General features: G+C 64.7%; 15 protein-coding genes, 1 tRNA gene and 1 other RNA gene. 5 read left to right on the top strand and 12 right to left on the bottom strand.

Annotated features, from left to right (window positions below):
- Positions 1 to 4: 4 nt before the first annotated feature.
- From fliE to purL, 5 genes are all read right to left on the bottom strand, one after another.
- Positions 5 to 343, bottom strand: coding sequence for a flagellar hook-basal body complex protein FliE (gene fliE / locus D106_RS0102270; protein ID WP_018879071.1), 339 nt, complete (start codon positions 341 to 343; stop codon positions 5 to 7).
- A gap of 128 nt (positions 344 to 471) precedes the next feature.
- Positions 472 to 1,842: a sigma-54-dependent Fis family transcriptional regulator gene (locus D106_RS0102265; RefSeq protein ID WP_018879070.1), complete on the bottom strand. Its 1,371-nt coding sequence runs from the start codon at positions 1,840 to 1,842 to the stop codon at positions 472 to 474.
- A 198-nt stretch (positions 1,843 to 2,040) separates the two neighbouring features.
- Complete coding sequence (locus D106_RS0102260; protein WP_018879069.1) at positions 2,041 to 3,414, bottom strand: sigma-54-dependent Fis family transcriptional regulator; 1,374 nt, start codon at positions 3,412 to 3,414, stop codon at positions 2,041 to 2,043.
- A 90-nt stretch (positions 3,415 to 3,504) separates the two neighbouring features.
- Positions 3,505 to 4,041 (bottom strand): PilZ domain-containing protein, encoded by a 537-nt coding sequence (locus tag D106_RS0102255; RefSeq protein ID WP_018866242.1) that lies wholly within the window; start codon positions 4,039 to 4,041, stop codon positions 3,505 to 3,507.
- A 66-nt stretch (positions 4,042 to 4,107) separates the two neighbouring features.
- Positions 4,108 to 7,983 (bottom strand): phosphoribosylformylglycinamidine synthase, encoded by a 3,876-nt coding sequence (purL, locus tag D106_RS0102250; RefSeq protein WP_018879068.1) that lies wholly within the window; start codon positions 7,981 to 7,983, stop codon positions 4,108 to 4,110.
- Between the two features lie 355 nt (positions 7,984 to 8,338).
- Here purL and ssrA point away from each other — a divergent pair.
- Both ssrA and D106_RS0102245 read left to right on the top strand, forming a co-directional pair.
- Positions 8,339 to 8,699, top strand: a transfer-messenger RNA (tmRNA) gene (ssrA, locus tag D106_RS14530).
- 60 nt (positions 8,700 to 8,759) lie between these two features.
- Positions 8,760 to 9,179, top strand: a complete 420-nt coding sequence (locus D106_RS0102245) for a secondary thiamine-phosphate synthase enzyme YjbQ (protein ID WP_018879067.1) — start codon at positions 8,760 to 8,762, stop codon at positions 9,177 to 9,179.
- A gap of 8 nt (positions 9,180 to 9,187) precedes the next feature.
- On the opposite strand, the gene rlmM is transcribed toward D106_RS0102245, so the two are convergent.
- The 7 genes from rlmM to D106_RS0102205 all read right to left on the bottom strand — a co-directional run bounded on the left by rlmM (position 9,188) and on the right by D106_RS0102205 (position 17,358).
- A complete protein-coding gene (gene rlmM / locus D106_RS0102240) occupies positions 9,188 to 10,264 on the bottom strand; it encodes a 23S rRNA (cytidine(2498)-2'-O)-methyltransferase RlmM (RefSeq protein ID WP_018877353.1) in 1,077 nt (358 codons plus the stop codon).
- A gap of 97 nt (positions 10,265 to 10,361) precedes the next feature.
- The gene (gene soxB, locus D106_RS0102235; RefSeq protein ID WP_018877352.1) at positions 10,362 to 12,095 is read right to left on the bottom strand and encodes a thiosulfohydrolase SoxB; all 1,734 of its coding nucleotides are present in this window, start codon (positions 12,093 to 12,095) and stop codon (positions 10,362 to 10,364) included.
- A gap of 474 nt (positions 12,096 to 12,569) precedes the next feature.
- Positions 12,570 to 13,574, bottom strand: coding sequence for a class I fructose-bisphosphate aldolase (locus D106_RS0102225; RefSeq protein WP_018866236.1), 1,005 nt, complete (start codon positions 13,572 to 13,574; stop codon positions 12,570 to 12,572).
- 150 nt (positions 13,575 to 13,724) lie between these two features.
- Positions 13,725 to 14,897: an NAD(P)/FAD-dependent oxidoreductase gene (locus D106_RS0102220; RefSeq protein ID WP_018879065.1), complete on the bottom strand. Its 1,173-nt coding sequence runs from the start codon at positions 14,895 to 14,897 to the stop codon at positions 13,725 to 13,727.
- A 73-nt stretch (positions 14,898 to 14,970) separates the two neighbouring features.
- The gene (locus tag D106_RS0102215) at positions 14,971 to 15,519 is read right to left on the bottom strand and encodes an RDD family protein (protein ID WP_018879064.1); all 549 of its coding nucleotides are present in this window, start codon (positions 15,517 to 15,519) and stop codon (positions 14,971 to 14,973) included.
- A gap of 46 nt (positions 15,520 to 15,565) precedes the next feature.
- Entirely contained in the window at positions 15,566 to 17,128 is a 1,563-nt protein-coding gene (locus D106_RS0102210) for a phospholipase D family protein (protein ID WP_018879063.1), read from the bottom strand.
- Between the two features lie 153 nt (positions 17,129 to 17,281).
- Positions 17,282 to 17,358, bottom strand: a tRNA-Val gene (locus D106_RS0102205).
- 173 nt (positions 17,359 to 17,531) lie between these two features.
- On the opposite strand from D106_RS0102205, the gene D106_RS0102200 reads away from it, so the two are divergent.
- From D106_RS0102200 to D106_RS15050, 3 genes are all read left to right on the top strand, one after another.
- Complete coding sequence (locus D106_RS0102200) at positions 17,532 to 18,434, top strand: complex I NDUFA9 subunit family protein (RefSeq protein ID WP_018879062.1); 903 nt, start codon at positions 17,532 to 17,534, stop codon at positions 18,432 to 18,434.
- Between the two features lie 330 nt (positions 18,435 to 18,764).
- Positions 18,765 to 22,271, top strand: a complete 3,507-nt coding sequence (locus D106_RS0102195; protein WP_018879061.1) for a DNA methyltransferase — start codon at positions 18,765 to 18,767, stop codon at positions 22,269 to 22,271.
- A gap of 244 nt (positions 22,272 to 22,515) precedes the next feature.
- Positions 22,516 to 24,948, top strand: coding sequence for an SIR2 family protein (locus D106_RS15050; RefSeq protein ID WP_155986298.1), 2,433 nt, complete (start codon positions 22,516 to 22,518; stop codon positions 24,946 to 24,948).
- Positions 24,949 to 25,247: the final 299 nt, after the last annotated feature.

The raw sequence follows: 25,247 nt of genomic DNA, 5'->3' as shown, positions 1-25,247 counted from the left end.
CCGATCAGACCTGCATCCGCATGATTTCCTGGTACGCCGTCAGCAGCCGGTTGCGTACCTGATTGGTCGCCTCGAAGGCGATACTGGATTTGCTCATTGCGGTCATCACCTGCGGCAGGCTGACGCTGTCGTCGCCCAGCTCGAAGCGCGTCTGCAGATCCGAAGCGGCCTGCTGGGTCTGGTTCACGCCGCGCAGCGACTCGGTCAGCACGTTCTGGAAATCCGCCCCGCCCACCCGCTGCGGTTCGCGATTGGGCTGGGCCGGGTTGGTCCCCTCGATCCCGCTGGTCTGCGTCAGCTGACGCATCTGCTGCAGGACGTTCTGAATCTGCATCTCGCTCATCTTTCCTACCCTCGGGGGTTCTCGCTATGGCGACCCGGCGCTCTGCACGGAACCCTTGTGCTCCCATATGCGCGGCTTACCGTTTTCCTCAAAACACTAAGCAATCCATATGCCAGCCTCGCTGGGCGTCATCCCGACGCCGGAACCGCAAAGCCGTTCTCGCGCAGGCGCGCAATCTTGTAACGCAATGTTCTGGGGCTGATTCCCAGTCGGTCCGCGGCCTCCTTGCGCCGCCCGCCGGACTCGCGCAGGACATTCAGGATCACCCGGCTCTCCTGGGTCTGCAGGGTCTGCTCCAGCATCGGCGTCGGGTTTTCGTCGCTGTCCGGCCACTCGGGCGTGTTCATCCGGATCGCCTGATTGCCGGAGTCGCCCGAGCTCCAGGGCGCCAGCATGTCCGCATCCAGCCAGACCGCCTCCAGCGTCACCCGGTCGTCATCGCCTTCGTGCAGCGTGATCGCGCGCTCCATCACATTGGCCAGCTCGCGGACATTGCCCGGCCAGTCGTGCTCCCGCAGTCGCCGCTGCGCCGCGGCGTCCAGTTCCCCCAGGCGCCCGCGGCTCAGCCGCCGCAGCAGGGCCTGTGCCAGTGGCACGATATCCTCCGGGCGCTCCCGCAGCGGCGGGATGCAAAGCGGGAAGACGTTCAGGCGGTAATACAGATCCTCGCGCAAGTGGCCTTCGGCCACCGCCTCGCGCAGATCGCGATTGGAGGTGGCGATCACCCGTACATCCACACGCTGCGCCTGGCGCCCGCCCAGCGGCTCTACCTCCCGCTCCTGCAGCGCCCGCAGCAGCTTGGCCTGCAGGTGCACGGGGATTTCGGTCACCTCGTCCAGCAGCAGGGTCCCGCCGTGGGCCCGCTGGAACTTGCCGGGCCGGGCCTCCAGCGCGCCGGTGAAGGCGCCCTTGGCATGCCCGAAGAGCATCGCCTCCAGCATGGCCTCCGGGAGCGCGGCGCAGTTGATCGCCTCGAACGGCCCGCGGCTGCGGGGGGAGCGCGCGTGCAGCTGCCGCGCCAGCACCTCCTTGCCCACCCCTGACTCGCCGGTCACGAAGACCGTGGCGGCGCTGCGCGCGATCCGCGATACAAAACGATCGATCCCCTGCATCGCCGCGCTGCGAGCCACCAGCGCCGGCGCCACGAATTCCTGCGCCGAGACCAGCAGCGGCCGCAGCCACTCGGCCAGGGTGTCCGCCATCGCCGGCAGGGCAAAGTGCGCGTCCACCCCGGCTCGCATGGCCGACAGCTCGCGTTCGCGACTGGCCTCCAGACTGATCGCGGCGACGCAAGATCGCGGTTCGGGAAGGGCTTCTCCGCTCAGGGCGGGGTCACCGCCCAGCAGCACCGCTGCGGGACGGACCCCTTCCACGGTTTGCGGCAGGTCGGCCGCTTTGCAGGCCTGCAGTCGGACTCGAGGAATCGTGGCCAGGACCCGGACCACGGCCTCGCGCAGTGCCGGTTCGGCATCCACCAACAGGATTGTGGCTCGCGACATGAACGTCTTCCCATAGAGATTCGGGGAAGGTTCAGCAAAAAACGCGCCAGCGTTACAGGTAACTGATTAATTGGGGGTTTATCCAAAACGGGAGGGCAACCCGTCAAGCATCCGTCGACCGTCGCGCGGGAATTCAGGGCTTGTGGTGACGGGATCCCGACCTCCACTACCGTCGGGCCCGTCTGGCCCGAGGCCGGGTCAGGCCTTGCCGAGCCCGAACTTGCGCATGCGCTCCACGAGTGTGGTGCGACGCATCCCCAGGCGACGCGCCGCGCGCGCCACCACGTGCCCGGTCTCGTCCAGCGCGCGGGTGATCATGTCGCGTTCGAGATCGTTGAGGAAACTGCGCAGATCCACCCCCTCCGGCGGCAGTCCACCGGCCAGCAGGCTGGCGCCCGCCGACCCCGACTCGGTGCCGCCGGGTGTGGGGGAGGTCACGGCCAGATCCTCGATCCCTTCCGGACGGACCCGGGGAGGCAGCTGTGCCAGATCCACCGGGAGATCGGGATACATGATCGCCAGCTGTTCCAGCAGGTTGGCCAGTTCGCGGATATTGCCGGGCCAGTTGAGCTGCCCCAGGTGCGCGACCACGGCCGGCGTCAGGTGGGCCGGGGTCATGCCCTGCTCGCGCAGCCGTTCTTCCAGCGCGCCGATCAGTTGCGGCATATCGCTGGTGCGTTCGCGCAGGGGCGGCAGTTCGATGGGGAACACGCTGAGGCGGAAGAACAGATCCTGGCGGAAGCTGCCATCCGCCACCGCGTCATCCAGGTTGCGATGGGTGGCGGCAATGATCCGGGCCCGCGCCGGGAGCGACTTGTTGGAACCCACACGCTCGAAGACGCGTTCCTGCAGCACGCGCAGCAGCTTCACCTGCATCGGCAGCGGCATGTCGCCGATCTCGTCCAGGAACAGCGTGCCGTCCTCGGCCAGCTCGAAACGCCCCGCGCGGGCGGTGAAGGCACCGGTGAAGGCCCCCTTCTCGTGCCCGAACAGCTCGCTCTCCAGCAAGTCTCCGGGGATCGCGCCGCAGTTCACCGCCACGAACGGCTTGTCCGCCCGGTCCGAGGCGTTGTGGATGGCGCGGGCCACCACCTCCTTGCCGGAGCCGGTCTCGCCCAGGATCAGCGCGGTGGCGTCGGTGCGGGCCACCTGGCCCACCAGGCGCTTGACCGCCTGCATGGTCGGATGCGACCCGACCAGCCCGGGCATGTCGTCGTATCCCGGCTCGCGGCCGAACCGAAGCCACTGCAGGACCTGCGAAACCCGCGCGATGGAAAGCGGGTGCTCCACCACGCAGTCCACCCCTTCGCCCTGGACCTCGCCCCCGTCGGTAGGCTGCACGACCACCGCGGCGTCTTCCGTTCGTGCATCCTGCAGCCGGGCGGACAGCTCCGCGGCGGGTCCACAAAGCCAGATCGCGGCGGGGGCGACGTTCTCGAAGGTGCCAGTGGCCGGCTGATGCTCGGCCTCGCAGCCCAGGCAGTTCAGGATCGCCCGGGTGGCATCCGTCGTGCCCGAGTCACCGCTGAGTGCAATACGCATCGCCTGTTGCTGTTCGCCCGGATCCCGCATACCGCTGTGCCCCGATGTTCGCGACCGGATGTGGCAACGGGTGACGCCCGGCCCGCATCCGATGATGTGATCGAGTTCGCAGTATCCTGTCTAATTGCGATTGCCGTCAACTTTCTGGCGTTTCTCCGCCACCTCGCGGCGGTGCAGGCGGAAGATCCACCGCCCGAGCGCCTCTTCCAGAGGCCCCTCGACCCCCGTCCAGCGAGTCATTTGCTGGCCTCCGCGGGTTGTCGGAGTCTCGACACCCAGGACGCAGGGCTGCGGCAGCAAGCGGCTCAGATAGACCTCCACCCGCTCGCAATCCTCGGGCAGCGTACCCGCGGGCAGCACCATGCCACGCCCGCTGAGTACCAGCTCGACCGGGTCCGGGCGTTCCGGGTGCAGCGACTCCGCCACCAGATGCAGCAGCAGGTCCAGCTTGTGTTCCAGGCGCTGCACCTCGGGGGCGCCCTCGTCCTCGTGGGGCATCGCTCCGCGCGGGTGTGCGTCGTCGAACAGGTCGAGGCTCTCGATCAGGCGCTGCGCCAGCACGGGGTCCGTAACCGGGCGTTGCGACGGGCCGATCATGAGGGTCGTCGTAACCCGCAGGTCCTCCCCGAGGAATTCGTCCTTGCTGGCGTCATCCATGTCCGTACCCGCCTCGTCTGTCCGCCGACCAAATGCCTTCGTTATAGACCATCGACCCGGCGCGCTTCAGCCGACGAATGCGCGCGCATTGCGGAACAGCCGCAGCCACGGTCCGTCCTCGCCCCAGTCCGCCGGGTGCCAGCTGTGCTGCACGGTCCGGAACACGCGCTCCGGGTGCGGCATCATGATCAGCGCGCGACCGTCCTCGCTGGCAAAGCCCGTGGCGCCGCCCACGGAGCCATTGGGGTTCGCCGGGTACTGCGACGCCGGCGTGTCATCGGCCTCCACGTAGCGCAGCGCGGCCTGGTCGTGGATCGGCGCCCCGTCGGCATAGTGGGTACGTCCCTCCCCGTGCGACACCGCCACCGGCAGCACCGAGCCGGCCATGCCCTCCAGCAGGACCGCCGGGCCCGGTTCGATCCGCACCTGGGACAGGCGCGCCTCGAACTGCTCGGAACGGTTGCGCACGAAGCGCGGCCAGTGGCCCGCCCCCGGAATCAGCGGGGCCAGGTGGGACAGCATCTGGCAGCCATTACAAACCCCCAGGGTGAAGGTCTCGGGGCGTTCGAAGAACGCCTGGAAGGCATCCCGCAGCGCCGGGTGGTTGAGGATGGTCTGCGCCCAGCCCCCACCGGCACCCAGCACATCGCCGTAGGAGAATCCACCACAGGCGGCCACGCCCTGCATCGAACCCAGATCCTGGCGACCGTCCAGCAGGTCGGTCATGTGCACGTCCACCGGGGCAAACCCCGCCCGCTCGAAGGCCGCCGCCATCTCCAGCTGCCCGTTAACCCCCTGCTCGCGCAGGATCGCGATTCGGGGGCGTTCGCCGCGCGCGATCATCGGTGCGGCCACGTCTTCGGCGGGATCGAAGGTGACCCGCGGCTGCAGGCCGCCGTCGGCGTCTACCCGGGCGAGCTCCTCGTCGGCGCACTCCGGATCGTCCCGCAGCCGCTGCATCCAGGCCGAGGTCTCCTGCCAGTGGCGCTGCAACGCCGCGCGCGTGGCGGAGAAGGCCTCCTGGTCGCCATGGCGGATCACCACGCGCTCGTCGTCGGTCCGTCGGGCCACCGGATGCAGATGCGCCTCCAGGCCAGCCTCCGCCATCGCGTCGCGCAGGGCCGATTCGGCACCAGGCGCGACCTGCACCACGGCGCCCAGCTCCTCGTTGAACAACCACGCCCCCGGCGCTTGACCCTCCGGGACCGCGATCTCCAGCCCGCAACGCCCGGCAAAGGCCATCTCCAGCAGGGTCGTGATCAGGCCGCCGTCGGAGCGATCGTGATAGGCGCGCAGCAGGCCGTTGCGACGCAGAGTCGTGATGGCCTCGAAGAAGGCGCGCAGGCGTGCGGCATCGACCACGTCCGGCGGGGTCGCGCCGACCTGCCCATAGGCCTGGGCCAGGGCGGAGCCGCCCAAGCGACCATGCCCCTCCCCCAGATCGATCAGCCAGAGCCGGTCATCGGCCTCCGGGTCGGGCTGCGGCGTCAGCGTCCGGCGCGCATCGGCCACCGGGGCAAACCCGGATACGATTAGCGATACCGGCGCGTGCATGTGCCGCGCCTGCCCGTCCGCGGTCTCCCAGACCGTCCGCATGGACAGCGAATCCTTGCCCACCGGGATCGAGATGCCCAGTGCCGGGCACAGGTCCTCCGCGATCGTGCGGACGGTGTCGAACAGGTTGGCGTCCTCCCCGGGCACGCCGGCCGCGGCCATCCAGTTGGCGGACAGACGGATCGCGTGCGTACCGTCGATATCCGCCGCCGCCAGATTGGTCACCACCTCCCCGATCGCCATACGCCCGGAGGCCGGGGCCGACAGGATCGCCAGCGGCGTGCGCTCGCCCATGGCCATCGCCTCGCCGGTATAGCCGTCGAAGTCGGTCAGCGTCACCGCGCAATCCGCCACGGGGACCTGCCACGGCCCCACCATCTGATCGCGCGCGACGAGGCCGCCCACGCTGCGGTCCCCGATGGTGATCAGGAAGTGCTTCGCGGCCACCGACGGCATGTGCAGCACCCGCTCCAGCGCCTCCCCCAGCGGACAGGCCTCGGCATCGAACGCCGTTTCCGGCGGTGGCAGGCGCCGGTCCTCGCGCGTCATCCGCGGCGTCTTGCCCAGCAGCATGCCCATGGGCATGTCCACCGGCGGTTCGTGGAACAGGCTGTCCTCGACCTTCAGATGTCCCTCGTCGGTCGCCCGGCCCACCACCGCGAACGGCGCCCGTTCGCGCGCGGCCAGGGTGCGGAAGGTCTCGAGATGCTCGGCGGCGATCGCCAGGACGTAGCGTTCCTGCGCCTCGTTGCACCACAGCTCCATCGGCGACAGGCCGGGCTCCGCGGTCGGCAGGTCCCGGAGCTGGATCACGCCCCCGCGCCCGGCGTCGTCGAGGATCTCCGGGATCGCGTTGGACAGCCCGCCGGCGCCCACGTCGTGGATCGACAGGATCGGGTTGCCCGCCCCCAGGGCCGTGCAGCGATCGATCACCTCCTGGCAGCGGCGCTCCATCTCCGGATTGCCGCGCTGTACCGACGCGAAATCCAGTTGCTCGGAGCTCGCGCCACTGGCCATGGACGAGGCCGCCCCGCCGCCCAGGCCGATCAGCATGGCCGGACCGCCCAGCACCACGATCGGGGTCCCCGCCGGCACATCCTGCTTGTGCACGTGCTCGCCACGAATCGACCCGACCCCGCCGGCCAGCATGATCGGCTTGTGGTAGCCGTACAGCGTCTCGCCACCCGCCGGATTCGGCAGCGCCATCTCCAGCGTACGGAAGTATCCGGCCAGCGCCGGACGGCCGAACTCGTTATTGAAGGCCGCCGCGCCAATCGGGCCATCCAGCATGATCTGGCGCGCGCTCTCGATGCGCCCGGGCCGGCCGAAGTCGCGCTCCCAGGGCTGCTCGCGGCCCGGGATCCGCAGGTTCGATACGGAGAAGCCAGTAAGCCCTGCCTTCGGCTTGGAGCCTTGCCCGGTGGCGCCCTCGTCGCGGATCTCGCCCCCGGAACCCGTCGCGGCGCCGGGGAACGGCGAGATCGCGGTCGGGTGGTTGTGGGTCTCCACCTTCATCAGGATCGGCAGATCCAGCGTTTCACGTCGGTATTCACCGGTGATCGCATCCGGCATCAGGCGCACGCCCGTGTGACCGGCGATCACCGAGGCGTTGTCGCTGTAGGCCGACAACACCCCCTCGGGATGGCGCGCATGGGTCTGGCGGATCATCCCGAACAGCGTGCGTTCGTCGGCCTCGCCATCCAGCACCCAGGCGGCATTGAAGATCTTGTGCCGGCAGTGCTCCGAGTTCGCCTGCGCGAACATCATCAGCTCGGCGTCGGTCGGAGCACGCCCCAGCGCGGAGTATCCGTCCGCCAGGTAGTCGATCTCGTCCGGGGACAGCGCCAGTCCCAGCTCCCCGTTCGCGCGCTCCAGGGCGGCGCGGGCGTCCTCGCCCAGCTCCACGCGCGCCAGCGAGCGCGGCGTCTCGCTGTGAAAGAGCTGTGCCGCGGCCGCGGGATCCTCGATCACCGCCTCGGTCATGCGGTCGTGCAGCAGCGCGGCCAGCGACTCCAGGTCCGCGCCGGCCGCCGCGTCGCCCCCGATCTGCCAGTGAATGCCGCGCTCGATCCGTTCGACCGCGTCCTCCAGCCCGGCGTGATGGGCAATCTCGGTGGCCTTCGACGACCACGGGCTGATCGTGCCGAAGCGCGGGATCACCACCAGCTCCCGCTGCACGGCGAACTCGGGGGCCACCCAGGTCTCGCCCTCCCGCAGCAGGCGCGTGAGCACCGCCTCCTCGTCCGGCGTCAACCGCCGCCGGGTCTCCACGAAATAGACAAACCGCGCGGCCAGCGGGCCCGCGCCCGGTACGCTTGCCCGCAGCCCTGCCTCCAGAGCCCGCAGCCGAAACGGCGAGACCGCCGCGCCCCCTTCCACAACCCGCATTGCGCTTCCTCGAACCGGACGTGCCAAAAGCAGCGCATTGTACCGGACCCGCCCCCCGCGCGGGACCTGTTGGAACTATGTCACCACGGAGTTCACAGAGGGCACGGAGAAGGTCAAAGTCAAGGGCTTGTCAACAGGAAGACGGGAAGGCAGGAAGGTTTTGGGGTGTCGATGATCGCCCTGGCGGGTGCCTGTCATCCCATTAAAAATCTTCCCGTCTTCCAATCTTCCTGTAAATCGCCCTGCCCTGTGTCCTCTGTGCCCTCCGTGGTGAACCCGCCCTTGACCTTCTCCCCGGTGGGAAAAGCACATGGCCCGGGAACTTCGGATGCGTTACCATGTCCATGAAGTACTTGGGGGCGACTTGGCTTCGACGCGGGTCGCGAAACCTTAGGTGCATGCCGAGGCTGTAGTGGACCTCGTAAAAACCGCTGCAAAAAAATAGTTGCCAACGACGACAACTACGCACTCGCCGCTTAAAAACCGGTAGATGCCGTCCGACTGGAGCCGTGCTTATGCGTCCAGTATCGGGCGTCGACTCTCATAAGCTCGTGGTGAAGCGTGCCCGGCGTGGATCCATTAAAACTCAACCGGGATCGCCAGTTGCATTCCCTGCCTGTCGGGTAGCGGCTGGTTAAACTCAAAGACAGAATAAGCATGTAGAGCCGAAGGCGGAGGTCCTGCGGACGCGGGTTCGATTCCCGCCGCCTCCACCAAATTAGACCGACCAATCAAGCGCCTGCGGGCGCTTTTTTGTTTGCATTCGAGGTAGATGCATGGCCGTGTACCAGGACAGCCTGACCCAGCAGACCCGCGGCCGCGGCACGCTGAACATCACCCAGGCCGTGGAGCACATCGTCCGTGCCTCCGGCATCACCACCGGCACCTGCCACGTCTTCCAGCACCACACCAGTGCCTCGCTGCTGGTCACCGAGAACGCCGATCCCGACGTCCGCCACGACCTGGAAACCCTGATCGCCCGCATGGCCCCGGACGGCGACCCCGCCTACCGCCACGACATGGAAGGCGACGACGACATGGCGGCCCACGCCCGGGCCATGCTCACGCACAACGACCTGACGCTCCCGGTCGGCCAGGGGCGGCTGATCCTCGGCACCTGGCAGGGCGTCTTCCTGTGGGAACACCGCTACGCCGCCCACACGCGCCGGCTGACCATTACCGTGCAGGGCGAATAACGCCCGACTCAGTCGCGCTGCACGTGGACCGTGATCTCCTCGCGGTCGTGGTAAAGCTGTCGCGCCTGCATCCGGTGGGCGATCCGGGCGTCCAGCAGGCGCTCCTCGATATGGTCCAGGCACTGGTCCACCGTCTGCCAGCGCCGTTTCATCGGCAGCTTCAGGTTGAAGATCGCCTCGCGACACCAGCCCGCCTCCAGCCAGTCCGCCATGCGCGCCGCCACGCGCCCCGGCTTGTCGACGATGTCGCAGACCAGCCAGGTCACCGGATTCGGGGGTTCCCACGAAAACGCATCCTCGCGGTGATGCTCCACCTGGGTGGTGGCCATTAACCGGTCATCCATCGGCCCGTTGTCCACCGCGTGCACGTACATCCCGCGGCGTACCAGTTGCCAGGTCCAGCCACCGGGTGCCGCCCCGAGATCCACGGCCTGCATGCCTTGCGCCAGGCGCGTGTCCCAGTCCTCCCGGGGGATGAAGGTATGCCACCCCTCTTCCAGCTTCAGGGTCGAGCGGCTGGGGGCCTCGCGCGGCGAGCGCAGGTGCAGGATGCCGCCCGGCCACTCGCTGCGCTCCCCCGGCCGGCTCACACCGAGCTGCACGCAATCGCCCGCATGCCAGAAGACATGCAACCGCTGCCCGTCCGCCTGTGCCCGCAGCACCCCGCGCTTGCGCAGTACTGCGGCCAGCGGCCGCTCGACGGCCTTGACCAGGCGGCGCAGCCCTTTCCCTTCGTTGGTATCCGGCATCTCGTGCCAGACGGAATCCACTGCCAGACCGGAGGCCTCCGCCTGCTCGATGATCGGCGTCAGCCGGTCCGCGCGATCCAGCCCCTCGAGGACCGGAAACGCCGGGAACACCTGCCGCGCGAAGATCAGCGCGGAGAACGGAAGCGCCCCCGCGAGCGCCTCGACGGAGCCATCTGCCGGCTCGAAGTGAACCGAGCCGCTGCCGGCGTGCACGCGCGCGAAGCCAGCCAGCCCCGCCCGCGCCGCGCGGTCGGTCAGTTCCGCCGTCAGATCCGCCTCGAACCCCGGCCGGCAGTACAGCAACAGGCCCGAGAAGCCCGGTCCGTTTGTCTCCATCTCCGGATCGCTCCCACAAAAAAGCCGCCGTGCAGGCAGTGCACGGCGGCTGCGAGACTAACCGGCCCGCTCGCGCGGGCCAAGCCAGAGGGGTCGATCAGCGATCCAGACCGGGATCGCCCTCGACGTTCTTCAGTCGCGGCAGGTAGGGCTTGCCGGGGCTGATGGTGTCGTGCTCGCGCAGGTAGTTGGCGACCACATCCCAGACCGGGTCCGTATCCAGCGGCTCGTGGACATTCGCCCAGCCGGCGACCACGTACTTCCTGTCCGGATCCAGCGGCTCGCCGTTGATGTGCATATCACTGATGCGGCTGCCCATGGATTCATGCGGATCGATGGTGTACTCGATCCCCGAGGTCCGGACCATATCGCCCCCCCGGTGGTGATAGGGGTTGGAGTTGAAGATCGAGTTGGCCACGTCCTCCAGCGCGTTCTTCAACTGCTCGCCGGTCATCTCGTTGCGCTGGGTCTCCGAGTAGGTGGTCGCGGTCTGCGTCATCAGCTCCTCGAAGGTGATGGGCGAGCCCGGCAGCACACTCACGCCCCAGCGGAAGCCCGGCGAGAGGGCCACCTCGGCATCCATCTCCTTGATCATCGCGTCCATGATCACTTCGTCGAAGGTGCCGTTGAAGTTGCCGCGGCGATACAGCACGCCGTCGGTAACCGCCAGCTCTTCGCTCAGCTTGTCCTCGTAGGGCTCGCGAACCTTGCGGATATGCTCTTCCATCTCCGCGTCCGCCTCGATCAGGTTGGAGAACACCGGCAGCAGCGTGAACTTGTAGTCGCGGATGCCGCTGTCGGTCACATCCAGGTCCATCACGCCCACGAACTTGCCGTTGGAACCGGCGTTGGTCACCAGGGTCCGCTCGCCGCCGGCATTCTCGATCTCCATCGCCCCGGGCACGGCATCGTGGGTGTGGCCACCCAGGATCACGTCCACGTCGCGCAGGCGGCGGGCCATCTCCATGTCCGTGACCATGCCGTTGTGCGACAGGATCGCGACCACCTTGGCCCCCTTCTCGCGGCATTCGTCAACCATCCGCTGCATGTTTTCGTCGCGGATGCCGAAGCTCCAGTCGGGGAACATGTAGTCGGGGTTGGCCACCGAGGTATACGGGAAGGCCTGGCCGATCACCGCCACCGGGACCCCGTTCATCTCGCGGATGGTGTAGGGCTCGAAGACCGGGTCGCCCCAGTCGCGATCCTCGATGTTCTGCGCCAGGAACTCGATGTTGTTGGGCTTGAAGTCGTTCTCGATGACCTCCATCACCCGTTCGTCGCCAAAGGTGAACTCCCAGTGGCCGACCATGATGTCCACGCCCAGCAGCTTCTGCGCATCCACCATGTCCTGGCCGTTGGTCCACAGCGACGTGGCCGAGCCCTGCCAGGTGTCGCCACCGTCCAGCAATAGGGAGTTCGGGCGTTCCGCCCGGAGCTTCTGGATCAGCGTGGACAGGTGGGAGAACCCGCCCAGGCGTCCGTACTTCTCGGCCGCATATTTGAAATCCATGTGCGTCACGGCGTGCGCAAGCGGCGTACCGGGCTTGATGTCGAAGTATTCCAGCAGTTCCTTCCCGGCCATCACCGGCGGCTTGCCCTGCATGTCGCCAACCCCGATGTTCACGTCCGGCTCGCGGAAGTACACCGGCTTCAGCTGCGCGTGGCAGTCCGTGTAGTGCAGCAGCGAGACATTGCCGAACTTCGGCAGGTCATACATATCCGCATCGGCCGGTCGCCAGGATCCCTTCTCGCCAGCCCAGGCATTCATCGAGAAGCCGGCGGCGCTTGCGGCCACCATGGCCTCCAGGAACTCTCGGCGTGTCAGACTCATGTCGCTCTCCTTGGTGATCTTCTGGATTTCTCGTCAAACGACGGGGCATTACCGCGGCCCCACGCAGTTCCCGACGCGCAAAACCCATTAATGTTCCGCCAGAGCCGGCCAAGCGAGCCTGCGCTAACCACATTTTCCCGGACATGGGCAGGAGAAGCGCCCACCTTCGCCACCCCTTCCCGCGAGATCGCGAAACTTTGAATACCTGAGGAATGCGTCACAGTTCGGCAGGCAATCGACACAAAAAAGCCTGCTATCCGGAGATAGCAGGCCAAGACGCGACATACACCGTCGGAAGCATCCGGCCGCCTGCACGCTGGGGGATCGTGCGCTCCTTGGCGGCCGTTGTTCGGATCCGACGGTTTCAGGCTAGTCAGCCATCCGCCGGTTTTTCTTGATCCAGATCAATAGATCCCCCAATCCGTGGGCCTGGCTGTGGTTCCGGCCCTGGATCCAGGCCATGCGGCATCAGCTTCAGGCCGCGTACTTGCCCTGGGCCGCCAGCCCGTTGTCGCGGGCGCGCTCGTACACCGTCTGCTGGGCCTTCTCGAAGTTGGCGCCCATGTCCTTGCCCCACAGCTCCATCGCCGCCTGCTGCATGCCGCGACCATAGGAGAAGGACAGCGGCCACGGGGCCCCGCCGATGCGGTTCATCGCATCCAGGTGATTGGTGGCGTCGGCATCGCTCTGCCCACCGGAGAGGAACACGATCCCGGGCAGGATCGCCGGCACCGCGGACTCCAGGCAGCGCAGCGTCGCATGCGCGACATCCTCCACGCTGGCCTGCTCGGGGCAGTCCTTGCCCGGCAGCACCATGCTGGCCTTCAGGATGGTGCCCTCCAGCAGGACATGATGCTCGTAGAGCGCCTTGAACACCGCGCGCTGGGTCGCCTCGGTCACGCCGTAGCAGGTCTCGATGTCGTGACTGCCGTCCATCAGGACCTCTGGCTCCACGATCGGGACGATGCCCTGCTCCTGGCATAGCGCGGCATACCGCGCCAGCGCGTGCGCATTCGACTCGATGCAGGTGTCGGTGGGCATGGTGTCGCCAATCGTGATCACCGCGCGCCACTTGGCGAACCGCGCGCCCATTTTGGCGTATTCCTCCAGGCGTTCGCGCAGGCCATCCAGGCCCTCGGTCACCTTCTCGCCGGGGAACCCGGCCAGGTCCTTCGCGCCGGTATCCACCTTGATGCCCGGCAGGATGCCGGACTCGTTCATCACGTCGACGAACGGCTTGCCGTCGCGGGTCGACTGGCGGATGGTCTCGTCATACAGGATCGCGCCCGAGATGTACTCGTTGAGCTGCGGCGTGGTCAGCAGCAGTTCGCGATAGGTCCGCCGGTTTTCCTCGGTGTTCTCGACCCCGACCGCGCCGAGCCGCTTGCCGATCGTCCCGGTGGATTCATCGATGGCGATGATGCCCTTGCCGGGGGCCACCATCGCTTCGGCCGTCTCTACCAACTGATCGATCTTCATGCCAGCTCCTTGCGTTGCTGCTTGGGAATTTGAAGAGTAGTCACCCACCCCGGGTTCTTCCAACACGGGTCCTTCCAACCCGACAGGCGAAACCCCAGCACAGTTTCCCGAACAGCACGAAAGGCCGTGTTCGCGGCGCACAAAAACCGCTCAGACGTACATGCCCGCCGCGTACCCGGAGGCCCAGGCCCACTGGAAGTTGTGCCCGCCCAGATGCCCGGTCACGTCCACGACCTCGCCAATAAAATAGAGCCCCGGGATCGAGCGGCACTCCATCGTCTTCGAGGACAGGGCGGCGGTATCCACCCCGCCCAGCGTCACCTCGGCGGTGCGGTAGCCCTCGGTCCCCGACGGCCAGACCGTCCAGGGCTGACAAACCCCCGTTACCTGCTCGATATCGGCATTGCTCAGGCGCTCCAGCGGCCGGTTCTCCACCCAAAGCTCGCACCAGCGCTGCGCGACCCGGCGGGTCAACTGCTCCCCCAGCATGCTCTTCAGCTCCAGTTTCGGGCGCTGCTCCCGCAGCTCGCGCAGATGGGCGGCCAGGTCCATGCCCGGGAACAGATCGATCGCCACCGGCTCCCCCTCCACCCAGTACGACGAGGCCTGGAGCACCGCCGGCCCGCTGAGCCCGCGATGCGTGAATAGCAGGTTTTCCCGAAACCCCATGCCCCCGGCGGTCGTCACCGTGTCCAGCGACACACCCGACAGCCCCTCCAGCTCCTCCAGGGGCCGCCCGCCCAGGGTGAACGGCACCAGGGCCGGCCGGGTGGGCTGGACCGCCAGGCCCAGCGAACGCGCCAGGTCCAGCCCGAAGCCCGTGGCCCCCATGCGTGGGATCGAATAGCCCCCCGTGGCGATCACCAGCGACTCGCAGGCCATCGCATCCCCGCCGGCCTGCAGCCGATGCGGCGCCCCCTTGGCCACATCCGTCACCGGTGTATCCGTGCGCACGGTCACGCCGGCCGCCGCGCACTCGTCGAGCAGCATCTGCACAATGTCCTTCGACGACCGGTCACAGAACAGCTGCCCCAGCTTCTTCTCGTGGTACGGGATGCCGTGCTTCTCCACCAGGGCGATAAAGTCCCACTGGGTGTAGCGGCTGAGCGCGGACTTCACGAAATGCGGATTCGCGGAGATGAAATTCTCCGGCTCGCAGTACATGTTGGTGAAGTTGCAGCGCCCGCCACCGGACATCAGGATCTTCTTGCCCACCCGGTTGGCGTGGTCCAGCACCAGCACCCGCCGCCCGCGCCCGCCTGCCGTCAGCGCACACATCAGCCCGGCCGCGCCGCCGCCGATCACGACCACGTCGAAGTCCACTGTTGCCGGCCCCGGTTCCGTCACCAAACGTTCCCCGAGGCCAGCGGGATGTGACGCAGCCGCCCGCCCACGCTCAGCGCACCCACTCCTTGCGCACCACCAGGGTCTGCGCAATCAAGTCGTGCAGCGCCTGCCGGCGCCGGGTGAAGGCCACCATGATGTAGCCGATCATCAGAATCATCCCGGACAGAATGGTCGCGAAGTGCCGCCCGGTCGCGCGCAGGAACGAGATCCGCTCGCCGTTGAAATCCACCACCCGCAGCCCGAACACCATCTTGCCCAGCGTGGCCTGATACCGGGAGCTGTGCATGCCCGCCCAGTACAGCCAGGCCACCAGCATATTCACCAGAAACCAGGCCACCTCCGCCGGCGGCACCGGCTCATCCGGCCCGCGCACCGCCATCGTCTCCGGGCTGATCACGGCCTGCGCCACGATCTGCGGCACGCCAATGATCACGCCATCCACCAGGTAGGCCCCAACGCGAACCCAGAACCCGCCATAGGCCGCGCGGTCCTCGGGCGGGCCGTCGTGCCCACCGGCTCCGGCCGCCATCGGCGCCCCGCACTGGATGCAGAACCGCGCGTCTGGCGGGTTCTGCTTGCCACACTGTCCACATTCCATGATCGCTCCTCTCCTTTCCTTGAGTGTCTGGGCCGCTGGCCGGCCTCTACAATAAAGGCTCGACCGGAAGAATCCGGGTCACACCGGACACGAACCGACGCCACAGCCCGGCCTTGGGCTCGTAACGGTGGGCATTGCCGGACCCGTCCCGCCACACCAGGCCGCCGGTCGCATCCCGCCCCACCCGGTAGGCCACCTGCGGCCGAATCCCCTGTTGATGCAGCGCCGCGAGCCGCTCCACCAGGACCGGCTCGCGCAGGAACACCCCCGACTCGCTGTTGGTATGTGCCGAGCGCGGATCCAGATTGAACGAGCCCACAAAGGCCTCGCGCCCGTCGAACACCAGCAGCTTGGTGTGCAGGCTGGCCTGCGAGGCATCGATCCCGCGGTCGCGCTCCAGGCGCGCCCAGCGCGGCGGCCCCGTGGGGCGCAGCTCGAACAGCTCCACGCCGGCATCCAGCAAGGCGTGGCGCCGGCTCGCATACCCCGCATGGGTAAAGGCCACATCATTGGCGGCCAGCGAATTCGTCAGCACCTGGATCCGGACCCCCGCCTCGCTCATGCGCGCCAACTGGGCCGTCCCGTCGCGCCCCGGTACAAAATACGGCGACACGATCAGCAGCTCCTCCTCCACGCCCAGCAACCGCTCGCCCAGCGCATCCGCGACCCGCGAACCTTCGCCGCGCCCGCGCGCCTTGGCCTCGTCATCCACCACGAACTCGGCCTGCGTAGTCCACACATAGGCCGCCGCATCCGCCACCGGCTGCGGCACCGGCAATCCGTTCAGGGGCTCCATCTGCATCAGGGGATGGGTGTGGTTCTGTGCCAGCCAGGCGCGCAAGGCCCCCTGCTGCATCGCCAGCCGCTCCGGTGAGGCGTTCTCCCGCGCCAGACGCTCGACCCCGATCGCCCCCGGACTGTTCCAGAACTCCACAAACGAAAGATCGATCTCCCGGACCAGCGGCCCCACCACCACCAGGTCCAGGTCCGCAAAGTTGTAGTCCGGGCTGGCCTCGAAATATTCGTCCCCGACATTGCGCCCACCCGTGATCGCCAGATGCCCATCCACGATCCAGGCCTTGTTGTGCATCCGGTGGTTCAGGTCGCTGCCGCGGAAGAAAAACTCCGCGCTCGCGCGCAACAAGCCGTCGCGGCTGCGAAACGGGTTAAAGATCCGTACCTCGATATTCGGGTGCTGATCGATCGCCGCCAGGGTGGCGTCGCGCCCGCGCGCGTCGATGTCATCCAGCAGCAGCGACACCCGCACCCCGCGATCCGCCGCCCCCAGCAGCTCGCCCATCAGCACCCGGCCCGCCGCATCGTCGCGCCAGATGTAGGACTGAACCTGGATGCGCTCGCGCGCCATGCGCACGCTCATCACCCGCCAGCGAAACGCCTCCGCCCCCTCGTCCAGCAACCGGAAGCCCGTCTTGCCTTCATCGCGGGCCGGGGCATAGTCGGCCAGCCACTGCGCCAGCGGCCCCTCGGTCGCGGGCGGCTCCAGCCCCTGCCAGGCACGCTCCGGCGCCGGCTGCAGCGGGGCACAGCCGGCCACCAGCGCCAGCAACAGCACCGCCACAAGCCAGGAAAACCAAACCGGATAGCGCATCACCAAGCAATCGCCGGACGCGAAGCCCCCCTTTCTAACCGCACGCGAGCGCTCAGCCTGCCGCCTCTACACGGCCCTGTCGACGCGCCCGCCCGAACCCCGGACACAAAAAAAGCGAGCCGGGCGGACCCTGACTCGCTTTTTTCTACAAACTGGTAGGCGCGATTGGACTCGAACCAACGACCCCTACCATGTCAAGGTAGTGCTCTAACCAGCTGAGCTACGCGCCTGTCGTCTTCGAGCCGCGTATTGTACCGACTCCCCGCCCCCTGTCAAAGCCCATCGAAACGCATCGCCGTCCGGCTTTCCCAGGGGCAACGCGGCGCCGCTGCCCCGGCCAGTCTGCGCGACAAGCCATCGCTCAGTCATACGGCCCGGCGAACTTGAACCAAGGGGGCTCACCATGCACCCGAAGCGCATCACGGTATTCGGCGGCACCGGCTTTCTCGGCCGCGCCACGGTGCACGAACTGCTCGACGCCGGGCACACCGTGCGCATCGCCTCGCGCCGCCTGATACTACCCGATTCTCTGCAAAATCACCCCCGAGTGGAGCACTGCCGCGCCGACATCCGGGACGATGCCGATGTCGACCGCGCCGTGGAAGATGCCAGGGGCGTTATCAACGCCGTCAGCCTGTACGTCGAGCAGCGCGACCTGCGCTTCACCACCATCCACGTCGAAGGCGCCGCGCGCCTCGCCCGCGCCGCCCACAAGGCGGGCCTGGAGCGCGTCATCCAGATCTCGGGCATCGGCGCCGACAGCCGCTCGCCATCGTCGTACATCCGTGCCCGAGCGCAAGGCGAAGCCGCCGTCCTGCACGAATTCCCCGACGCCATCATCGTGCGCCCCAGCGTCCTCTTCGGCCCGGGCGACGCCTTCCTGCGCAACCTCGCCGGCCTCGCGCCCCTACCGGTCATCCCCCTGTTCAGCCGCGGCACCACCCGCCTGCAACCGGTACACGTCACCGACATCGCCCGCGCCCTCGCAAGCCTGTGCGCAGACGAACCACCCACACACCCCATCTACGAACTCGGCGGCCCGGACATCCTCACCTACCGCCAGATCGTGGCCCTGGTCCTCACGCACCTGGGCCGCAAACGCCCCATGCTGCCCATACCATTTACCGTCTGGCACGCCCTGGCCGCCCTCGGCTCACTGCTCCCCAACCCACCCCTGACCCGCGACCAGCTCTACCTGATGCAACAGGACAACATCGCCAACCCCACCCTCGGCACCTTCGCCGACCTCGGCATCACCCCCCACTCGCTCGAACAATCCCAACCCGACTGCCTCCCAACCCATTAACCCCACCCGAAGAAATTACCCGACCAGCCCGCCTCCCCTTGTGGGAGCCTGCTTGCAGGCGAAGCCCCTGCCAAAGCCAGACACAGTCAAAGGCTTCGCGTGCAAGCACGCTCCCACAGCACACTCCCACAATTTGTGCCCCACCACACACCGTCATCCCGCCCGCAGCACCCGCTCGTCATCCCGCCCGCAGCGAAGCGAAGAGCCGAGATCTCCCACGCACGAACCCACCACGGCACCACACAGTTCACCCCAAGGGCCGCACCCCACAGGACAACCGCCAACAGAATCGGTAAGGTCAGGCCCAACACGTAAACGGACATGCGTCACATGGATGGACTCGCGGCCCGCCCGGCCCACGCCGAAGAATCCGGCCCCGCCCCCATTGCCGCGCCGGAGCAGGTAGAGGCCTTCCTCGACCGCTGGCGCGACACGGGCGGCAGCGAACGCGCCAACTACCAGCTCTTCCTCACCGAACTGTGCAAACTGCTGGACCTGCCCCAGCCCGACCCGGCCAGCGACGACACCCGCGACAACGCCTACGTATTCGAACGCCGCGTCACCATCCGCAACCCGGACGGCAGCGAGAACCGCGGCTACATCGACCTCTATCGCCGCGGCTGCTTCGTGCTGGAGGCCAAGCAGACCGGCAAGGGCCTGCATACCCAGGGCTGGGACAAGGCCATGCTCGCCGCGCAGAACCAGGCGGACCAGTACGTGCGCGCCCTGCCGGAAGACGAAGGCCGCCCGCCGTTCATCGTGGTCACCGATGTCGGCCGCAGCCTGGAGCTCTACGCCGAGTTCTCCCGCTCCGGCGGCACCTACGTCCCCTACCCGGACCCGAGCCGCCACCGCATCCGCATGGAAGACCTGCGCGACCCCGAGATCCAGCAGCGCCTGCACCACCTGTGGCTGGCGCCCGACCAGCTCGACGCCAGCAAGCACGCCGCCCGCGTCACCCGCGAGGTCAGCGCGCGCCTGGCCGAACTGGCCAAATCCCTGGAACAGCACGGCTTTGATGTCGAGCGCGTCGCCCACTTCCTCAAGCGCTGCCTGTTCACCATGTTCAGCGAGGACGTCGAACTCCTGCCCAAGGGCAGCTTCACCGCCCTCCTGGAGCGCCTGCAGCAAAACCCCGAACACTTCCCCGACGCCATGCGCTCGCTGTGGCAGACGATGAACACCGGCGGCTACGAAGGCCAGCTGATGCACAAGCTGCAGCGCTTCAACGGCGGCCTGTTCCAGAACATCGACCCCATCCCGCTCAACGCCGACCAGATCGGCCTGCTCATCCAGGCCGGCAAGGCCGACTGGCGCTTCGTCGAACCCGCCATCTTCGGCACCCTGCTGGAACGCGCGCTCGACCCGCGCGAACGCCACAAGCTCGGCGCCCACTACACCCCGCGCGCCTACGTGGAACGCCTGGTCATGCCCACGCTCATCGAGCCCCTGCGCGCCGAATGGAACACCGTGCAGGTCGCCGCCGAGGCCTGGCTGCAGCAGAACAAACCCGACAAGGCCCTGGACGAGCTGCACCGCTTCCACCAGCGCCTGCGCGAAGTGCGCGTGCTCGACCCCGCCTGCGGCTCCGGCAACTTCCTCTACGTCGCGCTGGAACACCTCAAGCGCCTCGAAGGCGAAGTGCTCAACCTCATCCGCGACCTGAGCGCCGGCCAGGCCACCTTCGACACCGAAGGCCTCACCGTCGACCCGCACCAGTTCCTCGGGCTGGAGATCAACCCGCGCGCCGCCGCCATCGCCGAAATCGTGCTGTGGATCGGCTACCTGCAATGGCACTACCGCCTGCACGGCCGCCTCAGCCTGCCCGAACCCATCCTGCGCGACTTCCACAACATCGAATGCCGCGACGCGCTGATCGAATATGACAGCCGCGAACCCATGACCGACGACCACGGCCAGCCCGTGACCATCTGGGACGGCATCAGCTACAAGAAAAGCCCCGTCACCGGCGAACTCATCCCCGACGAGACTGCCCGCACCCCCGTCTACCACTACAGCAACCCGCGCCGCGCCGAATGGCCCGAAGCCGACTACATCGTCGGCAACCCGCCTTTTATCGGCGCCGCCACCATGCGCCGCGCACTGGGCGACGGCTACGTGGACGCCGTGCGCAAGGTCTTCAAGGGCATCGTCCCGGACTCCGCCGACTTCGTCATGTACTGGTGGCACATCGCCGCCGAGAAGGTCCGCAAGGAGGAGGCCCGACGCTTCGGCTTCATCACCACCAACAGCCTGCGCCAGACCTTCAACCGCCGCGTACTCGAACCGCACCTGAACGACAGCAAGAAGCCTCTCTCACTCGCCTTCGCCATCCCCGACCACCCCTGGGTGGACAGCGCCGACGGCGCCGCCGTGCGCATTGCCATGACGGTCGGCGTGCCCGGAGACCAGCCCGGTACTCTGCGCCACGTCTTCAACGAACGCGATACGGACGACGATGCCCGCTCCGTGGACCTCAGTCACAGGGCGGGCAAGCTCTTCGCTGACCTGACCATTGGAGCCAACATCGCAGGCGCCATCAGCCTGCAAGCCAATCAAAGCATCAGCAGCCCTGGCGTGAAGCTGCACGGCGCCGGCTTCATCGTGCCACCGGACGAGGCAGCGGAACTCGGTTTGGGCAGAACGCCCGAAACCGACCGCGTCATCCGCGAGTACCGCAACGGGCGGGACCTCACACAGCGACCACGCGGCGTCTTGGTCATCGACCTCTTCGGGCTCTCCTCCGACGAAGTAAAGGACCAATTCCCCGCGATCTATCAGTGGGTGCTTGCGCGAGTAAAACCTGAACGAGACGCCAAGGGACACACCAAGGACGGCGCCGGATATGCCAAATTCTGGTGGCTTTTCGGAAAACCACGCCAAGAATTACGGCTCATGCTCAAGGGGCTCGCCCGCTACATCGCCACGGTCGAGACCACCAAGCATCGCGTCTTCCAGTTCCTCGATGCGGACATCCTGCCCGACAACATGCTGGTGAACATCGCCATCGACCGCCCTTCAAGCTTGGGTGTCCTCTCCAGCCGAATTCATGTTTCCTGGGCCCTGGCGATGGGCGGCACACTGGAAGACCGTCCGCGCTACAACAAGACCCGCTGCTTCGAGACCTTCCCCTTCCCGGAACTCGACGACCAGCAGGCCGCCACCATCGGCGACCTCGCCGAACGCATCGACGCCCACCGCAAGGCACGGCAGGCCGAACACCCGGACCTCACCCTCACCGGCATGTACAACGTGCTGGAAAAACTGCGCGCCGAAGAACAGCTGAGTGCCAAGGAACGCGCCATCCACGAACAGGGCCTTGTCTCCCTGCTTCGCGAACTGCACGACGACCTCGACCGCGCGGTCTTCGACGCATACGGCTGGAACGACCTCGCCGACCGCCTCGTCGGCCGTCCCGGCGCCACCACCCCGCTGCCGGACAAACCCGCCGACCAGGCCGAAGCCGAAGAAGAACTCCTCAGCCGCCTCGTCGCCCTCAACGCCGAACGTGCCGCCGAAGAAGCCCAGGGCCACATCCGCTGGCTGCGCCCCGACTACCAGGCCCCCGAAGCCACCCAGACCACCGCCACACTGGAAGCCGAACCCGAGGCCGCCGCCGACACCCCGACCGAACCGGCCAAAAAGCCCACCTGGCCAAAATCCATGCCCGACCAGGTCGAAGCCGTCCGCCGCCTCCTCGCCATCGGCCCCCAAACCCCCGACGCCCTGGCCACCCACTTCAAGCGCAAACCCACCAAATCCATCACCCAGGTCCTCGCCGCCCTCCAAATCCTCGGACAGGCCACCACCGACAACGACCACTGGCGCCTGACGTGACCATCGACCCGCAGTATCACCGGCTAACCGATCGGCCATGGCCCCAAACCGCATCGACAGCCGCGCGAGATAACACGGCCCTAAACACCACTTCGGCGCCCGATCCGGCTGATTTAACGACGCTTTCTTACGCCACGCGCCCGGTTGAATACCCAATTAAACACGCGCGCACGTTCATCCAATATCCGTGCGCGCCTTCCAATCACTGTTAGGATTTTCAAAATTAGAGTATGGATGAAGAAATATGAGCATTCCGTTGTCAGACTTGATGAATAGAATATCACCCTCCAACACCGTTCTATTTTTTGGTGCTGGGTCGTCCATACCTTCGCGTGCGCCTTCCATAAATAAAATAATATCTACCTTATCAAGAAAGCATAACATTGATTCTGAAGGGTTTAGCCTAAGTGAAGTATCCAGTATTGCTGAACATAACTCTTCCCGAAGAGACCTAATCAAAACTCTCAGAAGTCTATTTAATGACCTTTCTGCTACGGGGGCGATACTTAACCTGCCCTTGTATGATTGGAAAAACATATATACTACCAACTATGACAATCTGATTGAGCAAGCCTTTGAAAAAAAGGGGGTGCCTCTATCCGTCTTTACTTCCAATTTCGATTTTCAAGTACAGCGTCACCCAGAATCAGTCAAGCTTTACAAGCTACATGGAACTATTGATAAAGATATATCTGATGGGGTGCAAAGCAGAATTGTTATCACCGAAGGTGATTATGACCAGGCGTCAGAATATAGGGATGCACTTTTCGATGCTTTGAGACTGGACCTAAATGGTGCGAGCTTGGTAATAATTGGATATTCCTTGTCCGATAATTACATAAAGGAAATTGTCAATAGGGCTGTTGAAATTAACGGGCGGTCATTTAGCCCTGCTTCAGTATTTTTAGTTTTATACGAAAAGGATGAAAATAGAGCGTCTCTATACGAAAGAAGAGGAATCACAGTTGCTTTTGGTGGTTTAGATGAGTTTTTCCTCGAGCTACAAAAGAAATGCGCCGCAAAAACTTTGGTCTATTCCTCGACGGGCGATCCTCTAGATAAAGCGTCAATTTTAAGGCCAATTACGTTAGATGTATCTCATGAAATTGAAAAAGGTGAAAAGAATGCATCGGCAATGTTTCACGGCTGGCCTGCATCTTACGCCGACATCAAAGCGAACCTTACCTTTGAGAGAAGTTCTGGGCAAGATATCGAAAAGCTTCTACTAAATTCAGATAAACTGTGTGCCGTAATAGTCGGAGCAAGTGGAACTGGTAAAAGCACGCTCTCTCGGCAAGTGGTATCCTTTCTCTATGGCAATGGTTTTCGATGTTGGGAACATAAGATTGACCATACGCTTCTTGCTGACCAGTGGATCTCAGTAGCTCGGGAGCTAGCCAAAACTGGCCAGAAAGGGATTTTGTTTATAGACGATTCTCATGTTCATTTGGCGGAAATTAATAAACTGGTTGATCTACTCGTATCCGAGAACCTAACATCCCTAAAATTGCTTTTTTCATCACCCAGAAGCCAGTGGAATCCGAGGATAAAAACGCCAAATATATTTAAGAATGGGGATCTGTTTTATCTCGGGCGTTTAGATGTGTATGAGATTGAAAAGCTACTTACCCTTGTCGATTCAAGCTCCGATTTTCAGCCTCTTGTAGAGAGTAGTTTTTCAGGTTTCTCAAGATCTGAAAGGAAACGAAGACTAGAAGTAAAATGCGAGTCAGAAACGTTTGTATGCCTTAAAAACATCTTTGCATCAGAAAAGTTTGATGACATAGTTCTTCGGGAGTTCGCGGAACTCGGTGAAGAACTTAGGGAAATTTATAGACTTGTAGCTGCAATGGAGTCCTCAGGAATTAAAGTGCATCGTCAAATGATTATCAGGCTTTTAGGGATACCGGCTGAAAACATACAAAGTTCTTTGTCGCAGCTAACGGATATAATCCATGAGTATAGTGTTAGTGAGCGAGAAGGTATTTATGGCTGGAAAGGACGACATCCGGTCATAATGGAGATCATAACAAAGTATAAAATGACGGATTTTTCCGAATTTTATAATCTATTCGAAAAAGTTATAGATAGCTTGGTTCCCACATACGATATTGAAGTTAGAACTATAAAGCAGTTGTGTGCATTCGATTCAGGCATTAGCCGGATTCCAGACAAGCACCTTAGAAACAAATTATTGCGAAAGATGATTTCAAAGGCCCCGGGCGAACGCATTCCTCGCCACCGATTGATCAGGTATCTGATTGATATTAATGAGCTAGAGAAAGCGGAGACGGAAATTCGCTTATATGAGCACGATTTTCGTTCAGATGGTCCGATTCAACGATTTAAGATCATATTAATGCTTGCCCGTGCGGAGCGGACACCCGGCATCCTTGATGAGGATAGGAAAGCTATTCTCGAAATGGCTAGAGAGCAGTCCATTAACTCTGTCGATCGCTATCCCGATAATAAAGATATATTGCGAACATATTGTGATGTCGGGATTGAGTATTTTAAACGAACAGGGGATATGTTCGTCTTTGATGATGCCATGGAAAAGCTACGTTCTGCTGAAGGAAGAATTGGTGACCCAGATATAACCAGTATAATAGCAAGATATGAGAGAAGGATATCTGGCATAGAACATGATAACTCATACGAAGAATCATCCTCGTAAAACGGGGACAGATTTATTTTCTCATGCCTGACGTGACGGCGGACGGCCTGTGGGGAACGGGGACTGGGGGAAAGAGGACACCCATCTTCTTCCGGGCGCCACGGCGTCATCCCGGCGGAACCGAAGCGGGACCCGGGGTCTACCTTTGGATTTCGCAGGCCGGCGAAGGGTGTTGAGGTGTTCTAGACTCGAGACGGCGGCGGAGGTGTGGCTTGTGGGGTCCGCACTCCGCTTGGACGTGCTCGGTTCTGAAATGCCGCCTTCGCCGCCCCTGCATCATCCGGAGCGTCCCACGTGGA

Origin of the sequence: Thioalkalivibrio sp. ALE9 (assembly GCF_000377445.1) — a bacterium.
Taxonomy (GTDB): Bacteria; Pseudomonadota; Gammaproteobacteria; order Ectothiorhodospirales; family Ectothiorhodospiraceae; genus Thioalkalivibrio.
Note: the sequence above shows the minus strand (reverse complement) of the source record. Positions and strands in the feature narration are given on the sequence as shown.